Consider the following 14,982-nt stretch of genomic DNA (forward strand, 5'->3'; position numbering starts at 1 on the left):
ACACAGTTTTGATCCAATTTATCCACAGGCTGTTACGGCGGGGATAAGTTTACGCTACCTGTGACAAAAGGGGGGAGCGATCGTGGTAATTGCGGAAAAAATTCGGCTGCCGTCACGCTATTGCGGCAGTGGCACCGGCAACGGATCGCCGGAAGATCCTGCACGATCCTTGCGCTTTGTAGCGGAGGCCGTATAATTCTTGCCCCGGTATGTTGCGCCTTGCCCTTTTTGGATAGTTTTGCGAGCCACTACGGGCAATCATGACGTGCTTTTGCGCGAAGTAAATTGACTCCGGACTGTACAATTATTACAATCCCGCCTCTTTATTAAAGACACACTGAGGCGTCGGGTCAGTTTTCGGACCGGTTAACGCGTCACCAAGTGAAATTTTTCAAGTTTAGGTAGAAATCGCCATGAAACGCACTTTTCAACCGTCCGTACTGAAGCGCAACCGTTCACACGGTTTCCGTGCTCGTATGGCAAATAAAAATGGTCGTCAGGTTCTGGCACGTCGTCGTGCTAAAGGCCGTTCTCGTCTGACCGTTTCTAAGTAACAAAAGCTAACCGCTGAGTGGTTAAGCTCGCATTTCCCAGGGAGTTACGTTTGTTAACTCCCACTCATTTCACTTTCGTCTTCCAGCAGCCACAACGGGCTGGCACGCCGCAAATCACCATTCTCGGCCGCCTGAACCAGCTGGGGCATCCCCGCATCGGTCTTACCGTCGCCAAAAAACACGTGAAACGCGCGCATGAACGTAACCGGATCAAGCGATTGACCCGCGAAAGCTTTCGTCTGCGTCAACACGAACTCCCCGCCATGGATTTTGTCATCGTGGCGAAAAAAGGAGTGGCCGACCTGGATAACCATGCGTTGACGGAAGCGTTGGAGAAACTATGGCGTCGTCATTGTCGCCTGGCTCGCGGCTCCTGATCGGGCTGATTCGCGTTTACCAACGCGTAATCAGCCCGCTGTTAGGCCCCCACTGCCGTTTTCACCCCACCTGTTCGCAATACGGCATTGAAGCATTGCGACGGTTTGGGGTGTTAAAAGGCAGTTGGTTGACGATGAAACGCATATTAAAATGCCACCCTCTTCATGCGGGTGGCGACGACCCGGTGCCGCCGAAAACCGACGATAACTGAGAACATTAACGATGGATTCGCAACGCAATCTTTTCCTCATCGCTTTTCTGTTCGTGTCCTTCATGATCTGGCAAGCCTGGCAGACGGACCACGCTCCGCAGCCACTGCAGACCCAGACTACCCAGAACACGACCAGTGCAGCGGGTGATACCGCCAGCCAGGCAGTACCCGCCAGCGGCCAGGGCAAAACTATTACCGTGAAGACAGATGTCCTGTCACTGCATATCAATACCCGCGGTGGCGATATCGAACAGGCACAGCTGCTGACCTACCCGGATACCCTGGGTTCTGACCAGCCGTTCCTGCTGCTGGAAAACACCCCGGCCTTCCAGTATCAGGCGCAGAGCGGCCTGACCGGTCGTAACGGCCCGGACAACCCGGCTAACGGTGCCCGCCCGCTGTACACCAGCGCGCAGGAAAGCTTCACGCTGGCCGATGGCCAGAGCGAACTGCGTATTCCGTTGACCTTTACCGCTGAAAACGGCGCGGTTTACACCAAAACCTTCGTGCTGAAGCGTGGCGAATATGCCATCAGCGTCGACTATCAGATCAATAACGCCAGCCAGCAGCCGCTGGAAGTGTCGATGTTTGGTCAGCTGAAGCAGACTATCGACCTGCCTAAGCATCGCGATACCGGCAGCAACAACTTTGCGTTGCACACCTTCCGTGGCGCGGCTTACTCCAGCAGTGAGACCAACTACGAGAAGTACAAGTTCGACAAAATCAGCGACAACGAAAACCTGAGCACCACCACCAACAACGGTTGGGTGGCGATGCTGCAGCAGTACTTCGCGACCGCCTGGGTACCGCAGACTGCCGGTGCCAACACCCTTTACACCAGCAACCTTGGTAACGGCATTGCGGCGATCGGCTATAAATCTGCACCGGTGACCATCGCGGCGGGTTCTCAGCAGGAGCTGAAAGCCACCCTGTGGGTGGGCCCGGAAATTCAGGACAAAATGGCTGCTGTGGCACCACACCTGGATCTGACCGTGGATTACGGCTGGCTGTGGTTTATCTCCCAGCCGCTGTTTAAGCTGCTGAAGTTCCTGCAGAGCTTTATCGGCAACTGGGGCTTCTCGATTATCGTTATCACCTTTATCGTGCGCGGTATCATGTACCCGCTGACGAAGGCGCAGTACACCTCGATGGCGAAAATGCGCATGCTGCAGCCGAAAATTCAGGCGATGCGTGAGCGTTTAGGCGACGATAAACAGCGCATGAGTCAGGAGATGATGGCGCTGTACAAGAGCGAGAAGGTTAACCCGCTGGGCGGCTGCCTGCCGCTGGTTATCCAGATGCCAATCTTCCTGGCCCTCTACTACATGCTGATGGGTTCGGTGGAACTGCGTCACGCGCCGTTCGCGCTGTGGATCCATGACCTCTCTGCACAGGACCCGTACTACATCCTGCCGATCCTGATGGGTATCACGATGTTCTTCATTCAGAAGATGTCGCCGACCACCGTCACCGATCCGATGCAGCAGAAGATCATGACCTTTATGCCGGTGATCTTCACCGTGTTCTTCCTGTGGTTCCCGTCTGGCCTGGTGCTGTACTACATCGTCAGCAACCTGGTGACCATTCTGCAGCAGCAGCTGATCTACCGCGGGCTGGAAAAACGCGGTCTGCACAGCCGCGACAAGAAGAAGGCGTAATTCGCTGTTACCTGCCGGCGTAAACGGTCAGCATCGACCCGGACAGGCACAGTGAGTACAATAAGGCGGTCATTATGACCGCCTTTTTTTTTGCATCCGAAAGAGAATTCAACATGAGCCACAGCGATACAATCGTCGCCCAGGCGACGCCGCCAGGCCGCGGCGGCGTCGGTATTTTGCGTATTTCCGGTCAGAAGGCCGCAGAGGTGGCACAGCTGCTGCTGGGCAAGCTGCCGAAGCCGCGCTACGCCGACTACCTGCCGTTCCGTGACGCCGACGGCAGCGTGCTCGACCAGGGAATTGCGCTGTGGTTCCCCGGTCCCAACTCCTTTACCGGTGAAGACGTGCTGGAGCTACAGGGGCACGGCGGCCCGGTGATCCTCGACCTGCTGTTGAAGCGCATCGTGGCGCTGCCGGGGCTGCGCATTGCCAACCCTGGCGAATTCTCTGAGCGCGCATTTCTTAACGACAAACTGGACCTGGCGCAGGCGGAAGCCATTGCCGACCTGATTGACGCCAGTTCCGAACAGGCGGCACGCTCAGCCGTTAACTCGCTACAGGGGGTATTTTCGCAGCGGGTCAACGGTCTGGTGGAAGCACTTACTCACCTGCGCATCTACGTGGAAGCGGCTATTGATTTCCCGGATGAGGAGATCGACTTCCTCTCCGACGGTAAAATAGAAGCGCAGCTGAATGCGGTGATCGGTGAACTTGACGGCGTGCGCGCCGAAGCACGCCAGGGCAGCCTGCTGCGTGAAGGGATGAAGGTGGTGATCGCCGGGCGACCGAACGCCGGCAAATCCAGCCTGCTCAACGCGCTGGCCGGTCGTGAAGCCGCCATCGTTACCGACATTGCCGGCACCACCCGCGACGTGCTGCGCGAGCATATTCATATCGACGGCATGCCGCTGCATATTATCGACACCGCCGGGCTGCGTGACGCCAGTGACGAAGTGGAACGTATCGGCATTGAACGCGCCTGGAACGAGATCGAACAGGCGGATCGCGTGCTGTTTATGGTGGACGGCACCACCACGGCGGCCACCGGGCCGGCGGAGATCTGGCCGGACTTTATCGCCCGCCTGCCGGACAGCCTGCCGATCACCGTGGTGCGCAATAAGGCCGACAGCACCGGCGAAGCGCTGGGGCTGAGTGAAGTAAATGGTCACTCACTGATTCGCCTGTCGGCCCGCACCGGCGACGGCGTTGAGGTGCTTCGCAGCCACCTTAAGGAGAGCATGGGCTTCTCCGGTAATATGGAAGGCGGCTTCCTCGCCCGTCGTCGCCACCTGCAGGCGCTGGAGTTAGCGGCCACTCACTTACTGCAGGGCAAAGATCAGCTGCTGGGTGCCCGTGCCGGCGAACTGCTGGCGGAAGAGCTGCGGGTCGCCCAGCTGGCGCTGAGCGAAATCACCGGGGAATTTACCTCTGACGATCTGCTCGGGCGCATCTTCTCCAGCTTCTGCATCGGCAAATAATCCTCCTTCCTGCGCCTGTGCTCTGCCGCACAGGCGCACAGGCGGTTCCCCGCTTAAGACAGGAAGCGCCAGTAACGTGGGCAGCCTGGTGACCTTTGCGAACGCCTTACTCAGCGGCGATCCTTCCTCTGATATCCTCACCCGTGATGCAGTAAACCATCAGTGCCAGATCATCTGAGGGAATAGCCCGATTTGTGGATGATTAAAGCCAGGTGGCGTATTTTGCGATATTTTAATCTGCCACAAAAAAATATAATCATTACTGCGATATTATATAAAAATAAACCCCTTAAAATTTAATACTAATATCGAAGTATAATAAAGACGCCCGGACGTTAAGTATTGAGTCTTGTAATAGAAACCGGATCGTGTAAGAATTCAGCGCGTTGGCTCATTAACTACGCTGCGGGATAGTTGAGAGCCAAACACCAATATAAAAATCAACCACCTTGATTTTATATTGTCCACTCACTGTTTCTATCCCGTTCAATATGAATTGACTTTTTCAGGGGAATCCCTGGGTAAATAACTGAGTAATCTCTGGCAGTTATTACCCCTGGGCGCATTTTTCTGAACAGACTTAACACATCACCGTAAGGATACATTTTAAATGAAACTGAATAAAATCATGCTGGCCGCGGCCATGACTTTTGGCTCTCTCTCCATGGCACAGGCAGCCAACCAGGGCGGTGGCCAGATCTCATTCAGCGGCTCTATTATTGATGCTCCCTGCTCTATCGCCAATGAGTCACTAAAACAAGATATTCAGCTGGGTGCCATCTCCAATGCGATGCTGAAAACAGGCAAGCATTCAACGCCGGTTGACATCAACATCAAACTGGAAAACTGTGAGTTTGGCGAAACGGCCAAGAAAAATAACGTGACGGTCACCTTCACGGGTAACGCGGCTGCAGAAGACAGTAAAATGCTGGCCTTAACCGGCAACTCTTCTGATGCCGGTATCATGTTCGAAGATCAGTCCGGAACAAAACTTAACCTCGGCAGCGCCAGTCAGTCAGTTAAGCTGGCCGGTGACCAGACGCTGAATTTCAAAGCCTATGTTCAGGCGACCAAATCTTCATCACCCAGTATCACCCCAGGCGATTTCACCGCTGTTGCCAACTTCCAGATGGCTTACGAATAAGTTTTAGCCGTTGAATTACAACGTGCGGCCACAACCCGCACGTTGATACTGTCACAGGACGCGGTTATGTCTTTCATCTTGAGCAACACTTTCTGTATTGCACCACTCATGCTGGCGGTCTGGTCACTTTGCCCTCTGGCCATGGCTACCCAGCAGGAAGAGGGAACGGTGAATATGCAGGGCACAATTATTAACAGCGCCTGTACCATTGCCATGAAAGACCTGCAGCAGAGTATCAGCCTTGGTACGCTGCCCGTTTCCTCTCTGGCCAGCCTGGGAAGAGGTACCCCACAGCGTTTTACGATTCATTTAATCCATTGCATGCTGGATCACACGGATGCCCGTCAGAGGCAGCTGAAGGGATTTCAGACAACTTTTGAGGGGAGTGGTCGCGGCTCACTCTTTACACTGCAGGGAACAGCCTCAGGCGTGGCGCTGCAGATAGGCGATGATGCCGGAAACATTGCCACCACCGGCAAAGCACTTCCTGTACAAACTGTTTCACCTGATCAAATGCAGTTGCGCTATTTCCTGACGCCTGTAAGAAATCAGCAACCGTTAATTGCCGGTGATTATTTTGCCACTATCCGTTTCAGACTGGATTATTTTTAACTGTCCAGACTTCAACCCGTGACGTTTCATACCAAAAAACAAAAAACAGGTTCATGATGAAACAATTATCAGCAAGGAAGCTGAAGCGGAAAAATATATTAGCCGCCTTCATTGCGCTGGCGCTGTCTTTCCCAGGGTACTTAATCGCCAGTGACGACATTCAGTTCAACATGGACGTTCTGGATATTAACGACCGTAAAAATGTTGATCTGAGTCAGTTCTCGCGTAAGGGCTATATTATGCCCGGCGATTACACCATGTCGGTACAGGTTAACAAAACCAGCCTGGCAGAAATGCCGGTGACCTTTATGGCCAACAGCCAGGATGACAAATCGAGCGTTGCCTGCCTGACGCCTGAACTGGTCAGAAAGTTCGGCCTGAAAGAAGGCGTGATAAAAAATCTTAAATGGATGAAGAATCAATGTCTTGAGCCAGACAGCCTGAAAGGACTGCAGGTGAACGGCGATCTCGCCACCTCATCACTCTATATCAGTATTCCGCAGGCGTGGCTGGAATATGCCAGTGACGACTGGGATCCCCCTTCCAGCTGGGACAACGGCATTCCCGGCCTGCTGCTTGATTATAACCTTAACGTTCAGCAACAAAGACAGCACCACGGTAGCCGTCAGCTTAACATCAGCGGCAACGGTACGCTGGGTGCCAACCTCGGGGCCTGGCGTCTGCGTGCCGACTGGCAGGGCCGCGCCGATCGCCAGAGCGGTCTGGCAAACGCCTCATCAAACCACTCGTTTGACTGGAGCCGCTATTACGCCTGGCGTGCGCTGACCTCGCTGCGGTCAAAGCTGACGCTGGGAGAGGATTACCTTGATATGCGGTTGATTGACAGCTTGCGTTACACCGGCGCCAGCCTGCGTTCTGATGACAATATGTTGCCGCCGAATTTACGCGGCTACGCACCTGAAGTCACCGGGGTGGCGCGAACCAATGCCAAAGTGGTCATCAGCCAGCAGGGCAGAGTGCTGTATGAATCCCAGGTCGCGGCGGGTCCGTTTCGTATTCAGGATTTGAGCGATGCGGTCACCGGCCAGCTGGACGTGCGCGTGGAAGAGCAGGATGGCAGCGTGCAGGCATTTACCGTCAATACGGCGAGCATTCCCTATCTGGCTCGCCCGGGCACTATCCGCTACAGCGTCGCCAGCGGTAAACCCTCAGACTGGAAACACCGTACTAACGGGCCGATGTTTGGTGCCGGTGAGTTTACCTGGGGGGTCAGCAACGGCTGGTCACTTTATGGCAGCGGTATCAGCGGCGGAAAATATCACGCGCTGTCGCTGGGCGTTGGCCGTGACCTGCTGTTCCTTGGCGCCCTGTCGCTGGATGCCACCCAGTCATGGGCACAGCTACCGCATCAGGGTAAGACGCTGAGCGGGGGCTCCTACCGCCTGAGCTACGCGAAAACCTTCGACGAGTATGACAGCCAGATCACCTTTGCCGGCTACCGCTTCTCGCAGGAGGACTATATGAGCATGTCAGAGTACCTTGACGTGAAAAGCGGTGGTGAGCGTCGCGGTAAGGGCAAGCAGATGTACACCATCACGCTGAATAAGCAGTTCCGCGACCTCGGACTGTCGTCGTACTTCACCTGGACGCATCAGACTTACTGGGACAGGCCGGCTAACGATCGTTACAACCTGATGCTGTCACGCTACTTCGACCTGTGGAATCTGCGCTCGGTCAGCCTGTCACTTTCGGCTTACCGCAACCGCTATAACCAGCGCAATGATGACGGCATGTATCTTTCGCTCTCCATTCCATGGGGTGATAGCAGCACCATTGGCTACAACATGAACCTTGCTGGTAAGGACAACAGCCAGAATCTGACCTGGAACGACCGGCTGAACCGCAACGATAACTACTCGCTGAGTGCCGGTAACGCACGTCGCGGCACGCGTCTGAGTGGCTTCTGGAATCACGACGGCGATATCGCCCACGTCAGCGCTAACGCCAGTTATAACCAGGACGATTACACCGCCCTGGGGCTGACGGCCCAGGGCGGCATGACGCTCACCGCCAGAGGTGGTGCGCTGCACCGCAACAACATTACGGGTGGCACCCGACTGCTGGTGGATACCGACGGCGTGAGCGACATCCCGGTGCAGGGCTACGGCAGCAACGTGCACACCAATTACTTCGGGAAGGCGGTAGTGGCTGACGTCAGCAGCTATTACCGCAACAGCGCACGCATCGATCTCGACCAGTTGGGCGACAACGCCGAAGCGCTGACCTCTGTGGTGCAGGCCACGCTGACCGAAGGCGCGATTGGCTATCGCCAGTTCAACGTGATTTCCGGTGCCAAAGCGATGGCGACCATCAAGCTGCCAGACGGCAGCACGCCGCCGTTTGGTGCCACGGTAGTCAACGCCCGCCGGCAGGATATCGGGCTGGTTAACGACGGCGGCAGCGCTTACCTGAGTGGAATCAAAGCGGGTGAAACCATGCTGGTACGCTGGGAGGGCAAAACGCAGTGCGAAATACGCCTCCCCGATCCCCTGCCAGAAGACATGCTCAGCCAGATGCTGCTGCTACCCTGCCATCTGCCCGCCGCAGGTGCAGACGCACCAGATAAAAATTAAGCACTTAACATATTAATCAGTAACGGAGTTTCCATGTTTACCAAAAAAATCGTAGCGCTGGCGATCTTCACCAGCGCGCTGGCCGCCCAACAGGCAACAGCCGCCATTGCTCTGGACCGAACCCGTGTGGTGTTTGACGGCAACGCGAAGTCGGTCAGCCTGAGCATCAGTAATCAGAACCCGAAGCTGCCTTACCTGGCGCAGGCGTGGATTGAAGATGCGCAGGGCAAAAAAATCGCGTCGCCGTTAACGGTGCTGCCGCCACTGCAGCGCGTGGAACCGGGCAGCAAGAGTCAGGTCAGGCTGCAGGCGTTGCCGGCAGCCAGTACGCTGCCGCAGGATCGTGAAACCCTCTACTACTTTAATCTGCGCGAGATCCCACCAAAGAGCGAAAAGGCCAACACGCTGCAGATTGCGTTGCAGACGCGCATCAAGCTGTTTTACCGCCCCGCCACGCTGCGCCAGCAGCAAAACGCGCCGCGCCCTCAGGAACAGCTGACGCTGACCCGCCAGGGCGATCGCTACGTGGTGAATAACCCCACCGGCTACTACATCACGCTGATTGACGGTGCGGCCAGCAGCCACGGTAAGGGGCTGGATAACTTCAGGCCGCTGATGGTCGCGCCTAAAAGCAGTGGCGAACTGAACGTTTCAGCCAGCCAGCTGGGTAGCAGCCCGGTGCTGACCTTTGTCGATGATTACGGCGGCCGTCCGGCATTGAGCTTTACCTGCACCGGTAACATCTGCCACGTCCAGACGGGCAAATCAGGCAGCTAAGGCCACTCTGTTTCACCGCACCCACAGGGAGACGGGAGATGCATTACAGGATAAGCGGACTCTTTTTGCAGGCGTGCAGGCGAGCCGCCGGATGTCAAACGCTGGCCCTGATGGCCGCGATGGCGGGCGGGCTTAACATCGCCTCCGTCCGGGCGGATGAGACCCGGGTTCAGGATGAGATGAGCGGCACGCTCGAGGTGTACGGATCGCTGACGGAAAGCGCCTGCAGGCTGGAGATGGAAAGCCTGCATCAGACCATCGAACTCGGCAACACCGACAGTGCAAAGCTGCTGCATCCAGGCGATCGCGCCACCCCGGTCACGTTTAAGCTAATGCTGAAAGAGTGCGTACGTGGCCGTTCTGCCGTGCGCGATCCCCGCACCGGCGCGCTGACATGGAGCAGTATGCAGCCCGCCGTTTCGGTTTACTTTTCTGGCAACAGCGACGCGGATGTCCCTGAGTACGTGCAGGTAAAGGGCACGGGCGGCCTGGCACTGCGGCTGAGTGACAGCCACGGCCGGCTTCTGCCGCTTAACCAGCGCGCAATACCGCTGTTGCTCTCACCGGGCCAGGATCAACTGAGCTGGACGGTTACGCCCGTCAGAACGCCCGCCCCACTAAAAGCGGGCGCTTACCACGCCAGCGTCGATTTCAGGATGATCTATGACTGAATTTACAACCGGGTTAATCGCACCCGCTCCTCGTTCGGCGGGCGGCAGCCTTCACCACGCGATGCTACTGATGCTGAGTCTGCTCACCGGCTGGACCGGTATCGCAGCGGCAGGGACCGCCCAGTCCGACATTACCATTAAGGTCACCGTGCTTGCACCCGTCTGTAAGGTAACAGCACCGGACGGCGGGGATATTGCAGTCAATTTTGGCGAAAATATCAATATTGATAAAATCTACGATAAACAATATGCCCGGGTTTTTTACTACAAAATCGACTGCGGCAAGGGCGATATGACGGGCAGGACAATACAGCTCACCCTCAAAGGCACGCCCGCCTCTTTTGCCACCAACAATGCCACACTGCAAACCGATATGGATAATCTGGGGATCCTTATTTACAAGGGCGGCCAGCCGATGCAGCTTAACAAGCCGCTGGCTCTCCCGGCTGAAGATGACGGGATAATGTCCGCAATGCCGATCAAAAATCCCGCAGGCGCGATTAAGCCCGGTGCATTCAGCGCTACCGCCACGCTGCTTGCCGAGTACGAATAGACGCCCTGCTGTAAACGCTAATGCAGCCGTCCGCATATCACGCTATGCGGACAGCACACCTCTCAATAGCCTGCCATCATCCGACAGCAAGGTCCGCAAACCGGCTGCCGGACAGCATCCCGCGCCCCCTGGTCAATCCCCTTTATCGGTCATAAATCCGAATTTTGTCGACAATCGCGTTTGCGTGATGCAAACACCTAAGAAAATTCTTACAATAGGAGCTGATGATTATCCGACCATTTTCACGGAGCGACAGATGGCAAGTCATTTTGCGCGCTGGACCCTGGTCCAGAGCAAACCCCGGGTACACCGCCTGCCGCTGGCGTTAGTCGAGTACGCTTACGACTTTGACGAACGCCGCCGCAGCCGTTTTCTTGCCGCCCGCACCCTGCTGGCCGAGCTGTTGCTGCGTATCTACGGCATTAACAGACTTCCCGAACTGACCACCCTCACCGACGGACGTCCCGCTTTTGCCGATGCCGACCTGCCCGATTTCAGCCTTGCTTACGCCGGTAATACGGTGGGTGTGCTGCTGGCCGAAGAGGGTAGCCGCGCCGGGCTGGATATGGAGATCGTACGGGCACACAGCCGCCAGACGCTGGAGCACTACTTTCAGTGCCTGACCTCCGCAGAAGTTGCCTGGGTCCGCGCACAGAATGACCAGATAGAGGCTGCCACACAGCTGTGGACGCTGCGTCAGAGTATCCTCAAGCTGACCGGAGAAGGAGAGAAAGGCAACGACTCGCTGCGGCTGCACCCGGCATCCGGGCGTTTACGCTCCGCGGTCTCACCCGATATTCAGGCGTTGTGCGATGTGGAGTCGGTAATGGTATGGTCCTGTGCGCTGTCCCCCGGCACCGATCGACTGCGGTTATGGGAGTTCGATGGCCAGGAGAGCTGGGAATCGCTGCAGGATATCAACGTGCTGGCGCAGAATATGGGGCCGCGTATGCTGCGCCTGACCAGCCTGCCGCCGGAAAAAACGCCGCACTCTCACTAACGGTTAACCCGGTCAACCCGTGACTGAGCCAGCGTTCAGGCTACGCTGGTAAAACCGGGCAGCGCGAAGGCCACCCGGTCATCACTCAGTGCGCGTCGATAAAGACGATTTTCAGCACGAACAGCAGCGCAACCACCACCACGCACGGGCTGATTTCACGCCAGCGACCCGTACCCAGCTTCATCACGCAGTAAGAGATAAAGCCCAGCGCGATACCTTCGGTAATCGAGAAGCTGAACGGCATCATCGCCGCGGTAACGAACGCCGGTACTGCTTCGGTCAGATCGTCCCACTTCACCCGAGCCAGGCTGGAGGTCATCAGCACGCCGACGTAGATCAGTGCACCTGCCGCCGCATACGCCGGCACCATGCCTGCCAGCGGCGAGAGGAACATCACCAGCAGGAACAGCACACCGGTCACCACCGCCATCAGGCCGGTGCGGCCACCGATGGAGACGCCGGAAGAGCTTTCGATATAGGCGGTTACGGATGAGGTGCCGATATACGAACCGGCCACCGAGCTGATGCTGTCAACGTACAGCGCCTGCTTCATGCGCGGGAAGGTGCCCTTTTCATTGGTCAGCCCGGCCTTGTCGGTGACGCCGATCAGGGTTCCGGAGGAGTCAAACAGGTTAACCAGCATAAACGAGAAGATAATCCCGGCCATGCCGACGTTCAGCGAGTCCTTCAGGTTCACTTCACCCACTACCGCACCGACGCCCGCCGGCATGGAGAACACGCCGCCGTACTTCACGTCGCCAATCGCCAGGCCAATGCCGGTGGTCACCACGATGGAGACCAGCACCGCCGCGTGCACGTTGCGCGAAGCCAGCACGGCGATAATAAAGAAGCCCAGCGCCCCCAGCAGCACGCTGTGCGAGGTCAGATCGCCTACCGCCACCAGCGTGTCTTTGTTCGGCACCACGATACCGGCGTTTTTCAGCCCCATCATGGCGATAAACAGGCCGATGCCGGCGGTAATGCCGACGCGCAGGCTGAGCGGGATATTGGCAATCATCCAGTAACGCACGCGGAAAATGGTCAGCAGCAGCAGGCCGACCGCCCCCCAGAAGATGGCACCCATGCCCACCTGCCAGGAAATACCCATCGCGCCGACCACCACAAAAGCGAAGAAGGCGTTCAGGCCCATCGCCGGTGCCAGCGCCACCGGCAGGTTAGCCACCAGCCCCATCAGAATGCTGCCGAAGGCGGCAATCAGGCAGGTGGTGACAAACACCGCCTGGGTATTCATGCCGGCCACGCCGAGGATCTGCGGGTTAACGAAAACGATATACACCATGGTCAGGAAGGTGGTGAAACCGGCAATCACCTCGGTACGCGCGGTGGTGCCATGCTCCTGCAGTTTAAAAATCCGTTGTAACAGCCCGGGATTGGTCATTGTGTGTTTCCAGAACGGAGAAAAATGTCGGGGGCTATCCTACCCGATAAAAGTCCGTTTGGGATGAGTCTGAGCCGGTTTTTTCGCAACCGATTGCGCCTTGTTCTGCACCAAATGACGGGGATTACGCCACACAGAGTACTTACGGCGGGGTTAACCGGCTGTCAGACGATCCCATCGCGCAATGCGACATTTTATAGCGGACGATTTCTGCTATTTTCCCGGCTCTTCTCATCAGGGACTCTGAGAATTTTCACCATGGTAAAATATGGCTCAATCGTTTTACTCTTTCTGCTTCCGCTGACGCTGTTCACTCCGAATCTGGGGGGAACCGGCCTGCAGTTACCGATGAATATCCTGACCGTCTTCGTGCTGTCTACGCTGTTGTTATTCGCTTTTCTTAAACGGCTCCGCAGTCACCATCTCACCCTGACCCCCGGCGGCATGCTGCTGCTGCTGGCTACGCTGCTGGCGCTGCTGCCGCTGCCGTTTACCGACGCGCAGTTTGCTGACAAAGCCAGCCTGCGGATGGCCGCCGTGGCAACGGCGGTGTTGTGCTATTTTGCCCTGCTACAGCTGCCGCTTACCGCGCCGCGCCACCTGCAGCGGCTGCTCAGCGGCGTATTGCTGCTCATCGCAGCCGAGGCGTTTATTGTTCTGCTGCAGCTGTTTCTCCCCCAGCTGAGCTGGGTTCCCCCCACCGACGGTCGTCCCGGCGGGATCTTCCAGCAGGTTAACGTGCTGGGCAGCGCTATCGCCACCGGGCTGGGGCTGGCGCTGCTGCTGACCATTCTGCCCGGCTTCCGCCTGCCCAGTCCCCGGCGGGAGCGCTGGCGACAGGCCGCGCTGATGCTCCTGCTGCTGCTGTTTCCTGCGCTGCTGGTCTGGCTGCAGTCGCGGGCAGCGTGGATCGGCGGCGCGGGGGTAACGCTGCTGCTGTTTACACTGTGCGGCCATTACGATCGCCAGCGCAGCCGCCTGGCCGTCGCGCTGATTACCGTCGGCACCGTGGCGGCGCTCTGCCTGTTACAGTCGGGTGAGATGACGCTGTCGGTTATCGATCACCAGGGGTCTAACCACGCGCGCCGAACCATGCTGATCGACACGCTGCGCATGATCGCGCAGCACCCGCTCGGCGGCTGGGGTTACGGCAGCTTTGAATACGCTTTCCAGCATTTTCGCGTCACCCAGCCCATCCCGACCCGGGTCACTGAAATTGCCGAGCACCCGCATAACGAAGTGCTGCTGTGGTGGGTGGAGGGCGGCATTTGCGGACTGGCGGCGATGCTGATCCTGCTGTTCGCCGGCGTGCGCCTGCTGGCACGCGCACGCCGCGCCGATCGCAGGCGGAGTGCGCGCGGCGACCGCCGCGCCGGGCAGGCAACCGCACTGTGCCTGTCGCTGCTGCCGCTGCTGATCCACACCCAGCTGGAGTGGCCGTTTTATATGTCCACCGTCCATGCACTGCTGTTTTTACTGCTGCTGGCCGTGGCGGAACGTGCCAGCGGCGAAGCGTGGCGCTGGCGTCCTGTGCACCGGCGGGTTGTTCCGCTGTTCAGAAACGGCATACGGCTGCTTGCCGCACTGCTGGTGCTGGTGACCGGCCTGATCTGGCGCGGCAACCAGCAGCTGACCGCCGTGGAGCTTAGCGGCTTTCAGCACCCCGCCGCACTGCAGCAGCTGTCGCCCGCAGAGCGCTGGCTGAACCAGGATCGCTGGCAGTATGACCGTCACGTTGCGCTGCTGCTGGCCTTTAACGACAGCCGCGATCCGCGCCTGCTGGAAGAGTACCGCCGCTGGGCCAGCGGCTATCTGCGCTACCGGGTGGATCATAACGTTTACGCCAGTCTGATCCTGGTGCTGCAGTATCAGGGAAAACAGCAGGAGGCCGGGCGCTATCGCCAGATGGCGCATCTGCTGTACCCGAAGGATGCGCGATTTTTCTGACACTGT

The 14,982-nt window shown here is 57.5% G+C and carries 14 protein-coding genes; 13 read left to right on the forward strand and 1 reads right to left on the reverse strand.

The genetic code is table 11. The features are described from left to right. Positions 1-413 precede the first annotated feature (413 nt). From rpmH to ASF13_RS20610, 12 genes are all read left to right on the forward strand, one after another. Entirely contained in the window at positions 414-554 is a 141-nt protein-coding gene (rpmH, locus tag ASF13_RS23825; RefSeq protein ID WP_003023858.1) for a 50S ribosomal protein L34, read from the forward strand. A gap of 17 nt (positions 555-571) precedes the next feature. Continuing rightward, complete coding sequence (rnpA, locus tag ASF13_RS23830; protein WP_072166455.1) at positions 572-931, forward strand: ribonuclease P protein component; 360 nt, start codon at positions 572-574, stop codon at positions 929-931. Next, complete coding sequence (gene yidD / locus ASF13_RS23835) at positions 895-1,143, forward strand: membrane protein insertion efficiency factor YidD (RefSeq protein ID WP_072166456.1); 249 nt, start codon at positions 895-897, stop codon at positions 1,141-1,143. Before rnpA ends, yidD begins: the two co-directional genes overlap by 37 nt. An 11-nt stretch (positions 1,144-1,154) precedes the next feature. Next, positions 1,155-2,801 carry a membrane protein insertase YidC gene (gene yidC, locus ASF13_RS20570; protein ID WP_056241017.1) on the forward strand — a complete coding sequence of 549 codons (1,647 nt, stop codon included), beginning with the start codon at positions 1,155-1,157 and terminating at the stop codon, positions 2,799-2,801. A 113-nt stretch (positions 2,802-2,914) separates the two neighbouring features. Next, positions 2,915-4,279, forward strand: coding sequence for a tRNA uridine-5-carboxymethylaminomethyl(34) synthesis GTPase MnmE (gene mnmE, locus ASF13_RS20575; protein ID WP_056241217.1), 1,365 nt, complete (start codon positions 2,915-2,917; stop codon positions 4,277-4,279). 610 nt (positions 4,280-4,889) lie between these two features. Continuing rightward, positions 4,890-5,423, forward strand: coding sequence for a fimbrial protein (locus tag ASF13_RS20580; RefSeq protein WP_056241018.1), 534 nt, complete (start codon positions 4,890-4,892; stop codon positions 5,421-5,423). Positions 5,424-5,489: 66 nt separating this feature from the next. After that, positions 5,490-6,035, forward strand: coding sequence for a fimbrial protein (locus tag ASF13_RS20585; protein WP_056241021.1), 546 nt, complete (start codon positions 5,490-5,492; stop codon positions 6,033-6,035). 56 nt (positions 6,036-6,091) lie between these two features. Next, a complete protein-coding gene (locus ASF13_RS20590) occupies positions 6,092-8,629 on the forward strand; it encodes an outer membrane usher protein (protein ID WP_056241023.1) in 2,538 nt (845 codons plus the stop codon). A gap of 33 nt (positions 8,630-8,662) precedes the next feature. Continuing rightward, on the forward strand, positions 8,663-9,406 hold the full coding sequence (locus tag ASF13_RS20595) for a fimbria/pilus periplasmic chaperone (RefSeq protein ID WP_056241026.1): 744 nt from the start codon (positions 8,663-8,665) through the stop codon (positions 9,404-9,406). 38 nt (positions 9,407-9,444) lie between these two features. Further along, complete coding sequence (locus ASF13_RS20600; RefSeq protein ID WP_146005456.1) at positions 9,445-10,077, forward strand: fimbrial protein; 633 nt, start codon at positions 9,445-9,447, stop codon at positions 10,075-10,077. After that, positions 10,070-10,630: a fimbrial protein gene (locus ASF13_RS20605; RefSeq protein WP_056241030.1), complete on the forward strand. Its 561-nt coding sequence runs from the start codon at positions 10,070-10,072 to the stop codon at positions 10,628-10,630. Before ASF13_RS20600 ends, ASF13_RS20605 begins: the two co-directional genes overlap by 8 nt. 256 nt (positions 10,631-10,886) lie before the next feature. Beyond that, complete coding sequence (locus tag ASF13_RS20610) at positions 10,887-11,630, forward strand: 4'-phosphopantetheinyl transferase superfamily protein (RefSeq protein WP_056241032.1); 744 nt, start codon at positions 10,887-10,889, stop codon at positions 11,628-11,630. Positions 11,631-11,715: 85 nt separating this feature from the next. Here ASF13_RS20610 and ASF13_RS20615 read toward each other — a convergent pair whose 3' ends face one another. Further along, positions 11,716-13,029: an NCS2 family permease gene (locus ASF13_RS20615; protein ID WP_056241034.1), complete on the reverse strand. Its 1,314-nt coding sequence runs from the start codon at positions 13,027-13,029 to the stop codon at positions 11,716-11,718. A gap of 348 nt (positions 13,030-13,377) precedes the next feature. Between ASF13_RS20615 and ASF13_RS20620 the strand changes: the two genes are divergently transcribed. Beyond that, positions 13,378-14,976: a PglL family O-oligosaccharyltransferase gene (locus ASF13_RS20620; RefSeq protein WP_162237206.1), complete on the forward strand. Its 1,599-nt coding sequence runs from the start codon at positions 13,378-13,380 to the stop codon at positions 14,974-14,976. Positions 14,977-14,982 lie beyond the last annotated feature (6 nt).

Origin of the sequence: Erwinia sp. Leaf53 (genome assembly GCF_001422605.1) — a bacterium.
Classification (GTDB): domain Bacteria; phylum Pseudomonadota; class Gammaproteobacteria; order Enterobacterales; family Enterobacteriaceae; genus Erwinia.

What these genes read in the sequence shown, in the direction of transcription:
- yidD (WP_072166456.1), top strand. Translation starts at nt 895, where the DNA reads ATGGCGTCGTCATTGTCGCCTGGCTCGCGGCTCCTGATCGGGCTGATT.
- ASF13_RS20615 (WP_056241034.1), bottom strand. Translation starts at nt 13,029, where the DNA reads ATGACCAATCCCGGGCTGTTACAACGGATTTTTAAACTGCAGGAGCAT.
- ASF13_RS20620 (WP_162237206.1), top strand. Translation starts at nt 13,378, where the DNA reads ATGAATATCCTGACCGTCTTCGTGCTGTCTACGCTGTTGTTATTCGCT.
- rpmH (WP_003023858.1), top strand. Translation starts at nt 414, where the DNA reads ATGAAACGCACTTTTCAACCGTCCGTACTGAAGCGCAACCGTTCACAC.
- ASF13_RS20605 (WP_056241030.1), top strand. Translation starts at nt 10,070, where the DNA reads ATGACTGAATTTACAACCGGGTTAATCGCACCCGCTCCTCGTTCGGCG.
- ASF13_RS20580 (WP_056241018.1), top strand. Translation starts at nt 4,890, where the DNA reads ATGAAACTGAATAAAATCATGCTGGCCGCGGCCATGACTTTTGGCTCT.
- ASF13_RS20600 (WP_146005456.1), top strand. Translation starts at nt 9,445, where the DNA reads ATGCATTACAGGATAAGCGGACTCTTTTTGCAGGCGTGCAGGCGAGCC.
- ASF13_RS20590 (WP_056241023.1), top strand. Translation starts at nt 6,092, where the DNA reads ATGAAACAATTATCAGCAAGGAAGCTGAAGCGGAAAAATATATTAGCC.
- ASF13_RS20610 (WP_056241032.1), top strand. Translation starts at nt 10,887, where the DNA reads ATGGCAAGTCATTTTGCGCGCTGGACCCTGGTCCAGAGCAAACCCCGG.
- yidC (WP_056241017.1), top strand. Translation starts at nt 1,155, where the DNA reads ATGGATTCGCAACGCAATCTTTTCCTCATCGCTTTTCTGTTCGTGTCC.
- ASF13_RS20585 (WP_056241021.1), top strand. Translation starts at nt 5,490, where the DNA reads ATGTCTTTCATCTTGAGCAACACTTTCTGTATTGCACCACTCATGCTG.
- ASF13_RS20595 (WP_056241026.1), top strand. Translation starts at nt 8,663, where the DNA reads ATGTTTACCAAAAAAATCGTAGCGCTGGCGATCTTCACCAGCGCGCTG.
- mnmE (WP_056241217.1), top strand. Translation starts at nt 2,915, where the DNA reads ATGAGCCACAGCGATACAATCGTCGCCCAGGCGACGCCGCCAGGCCGC.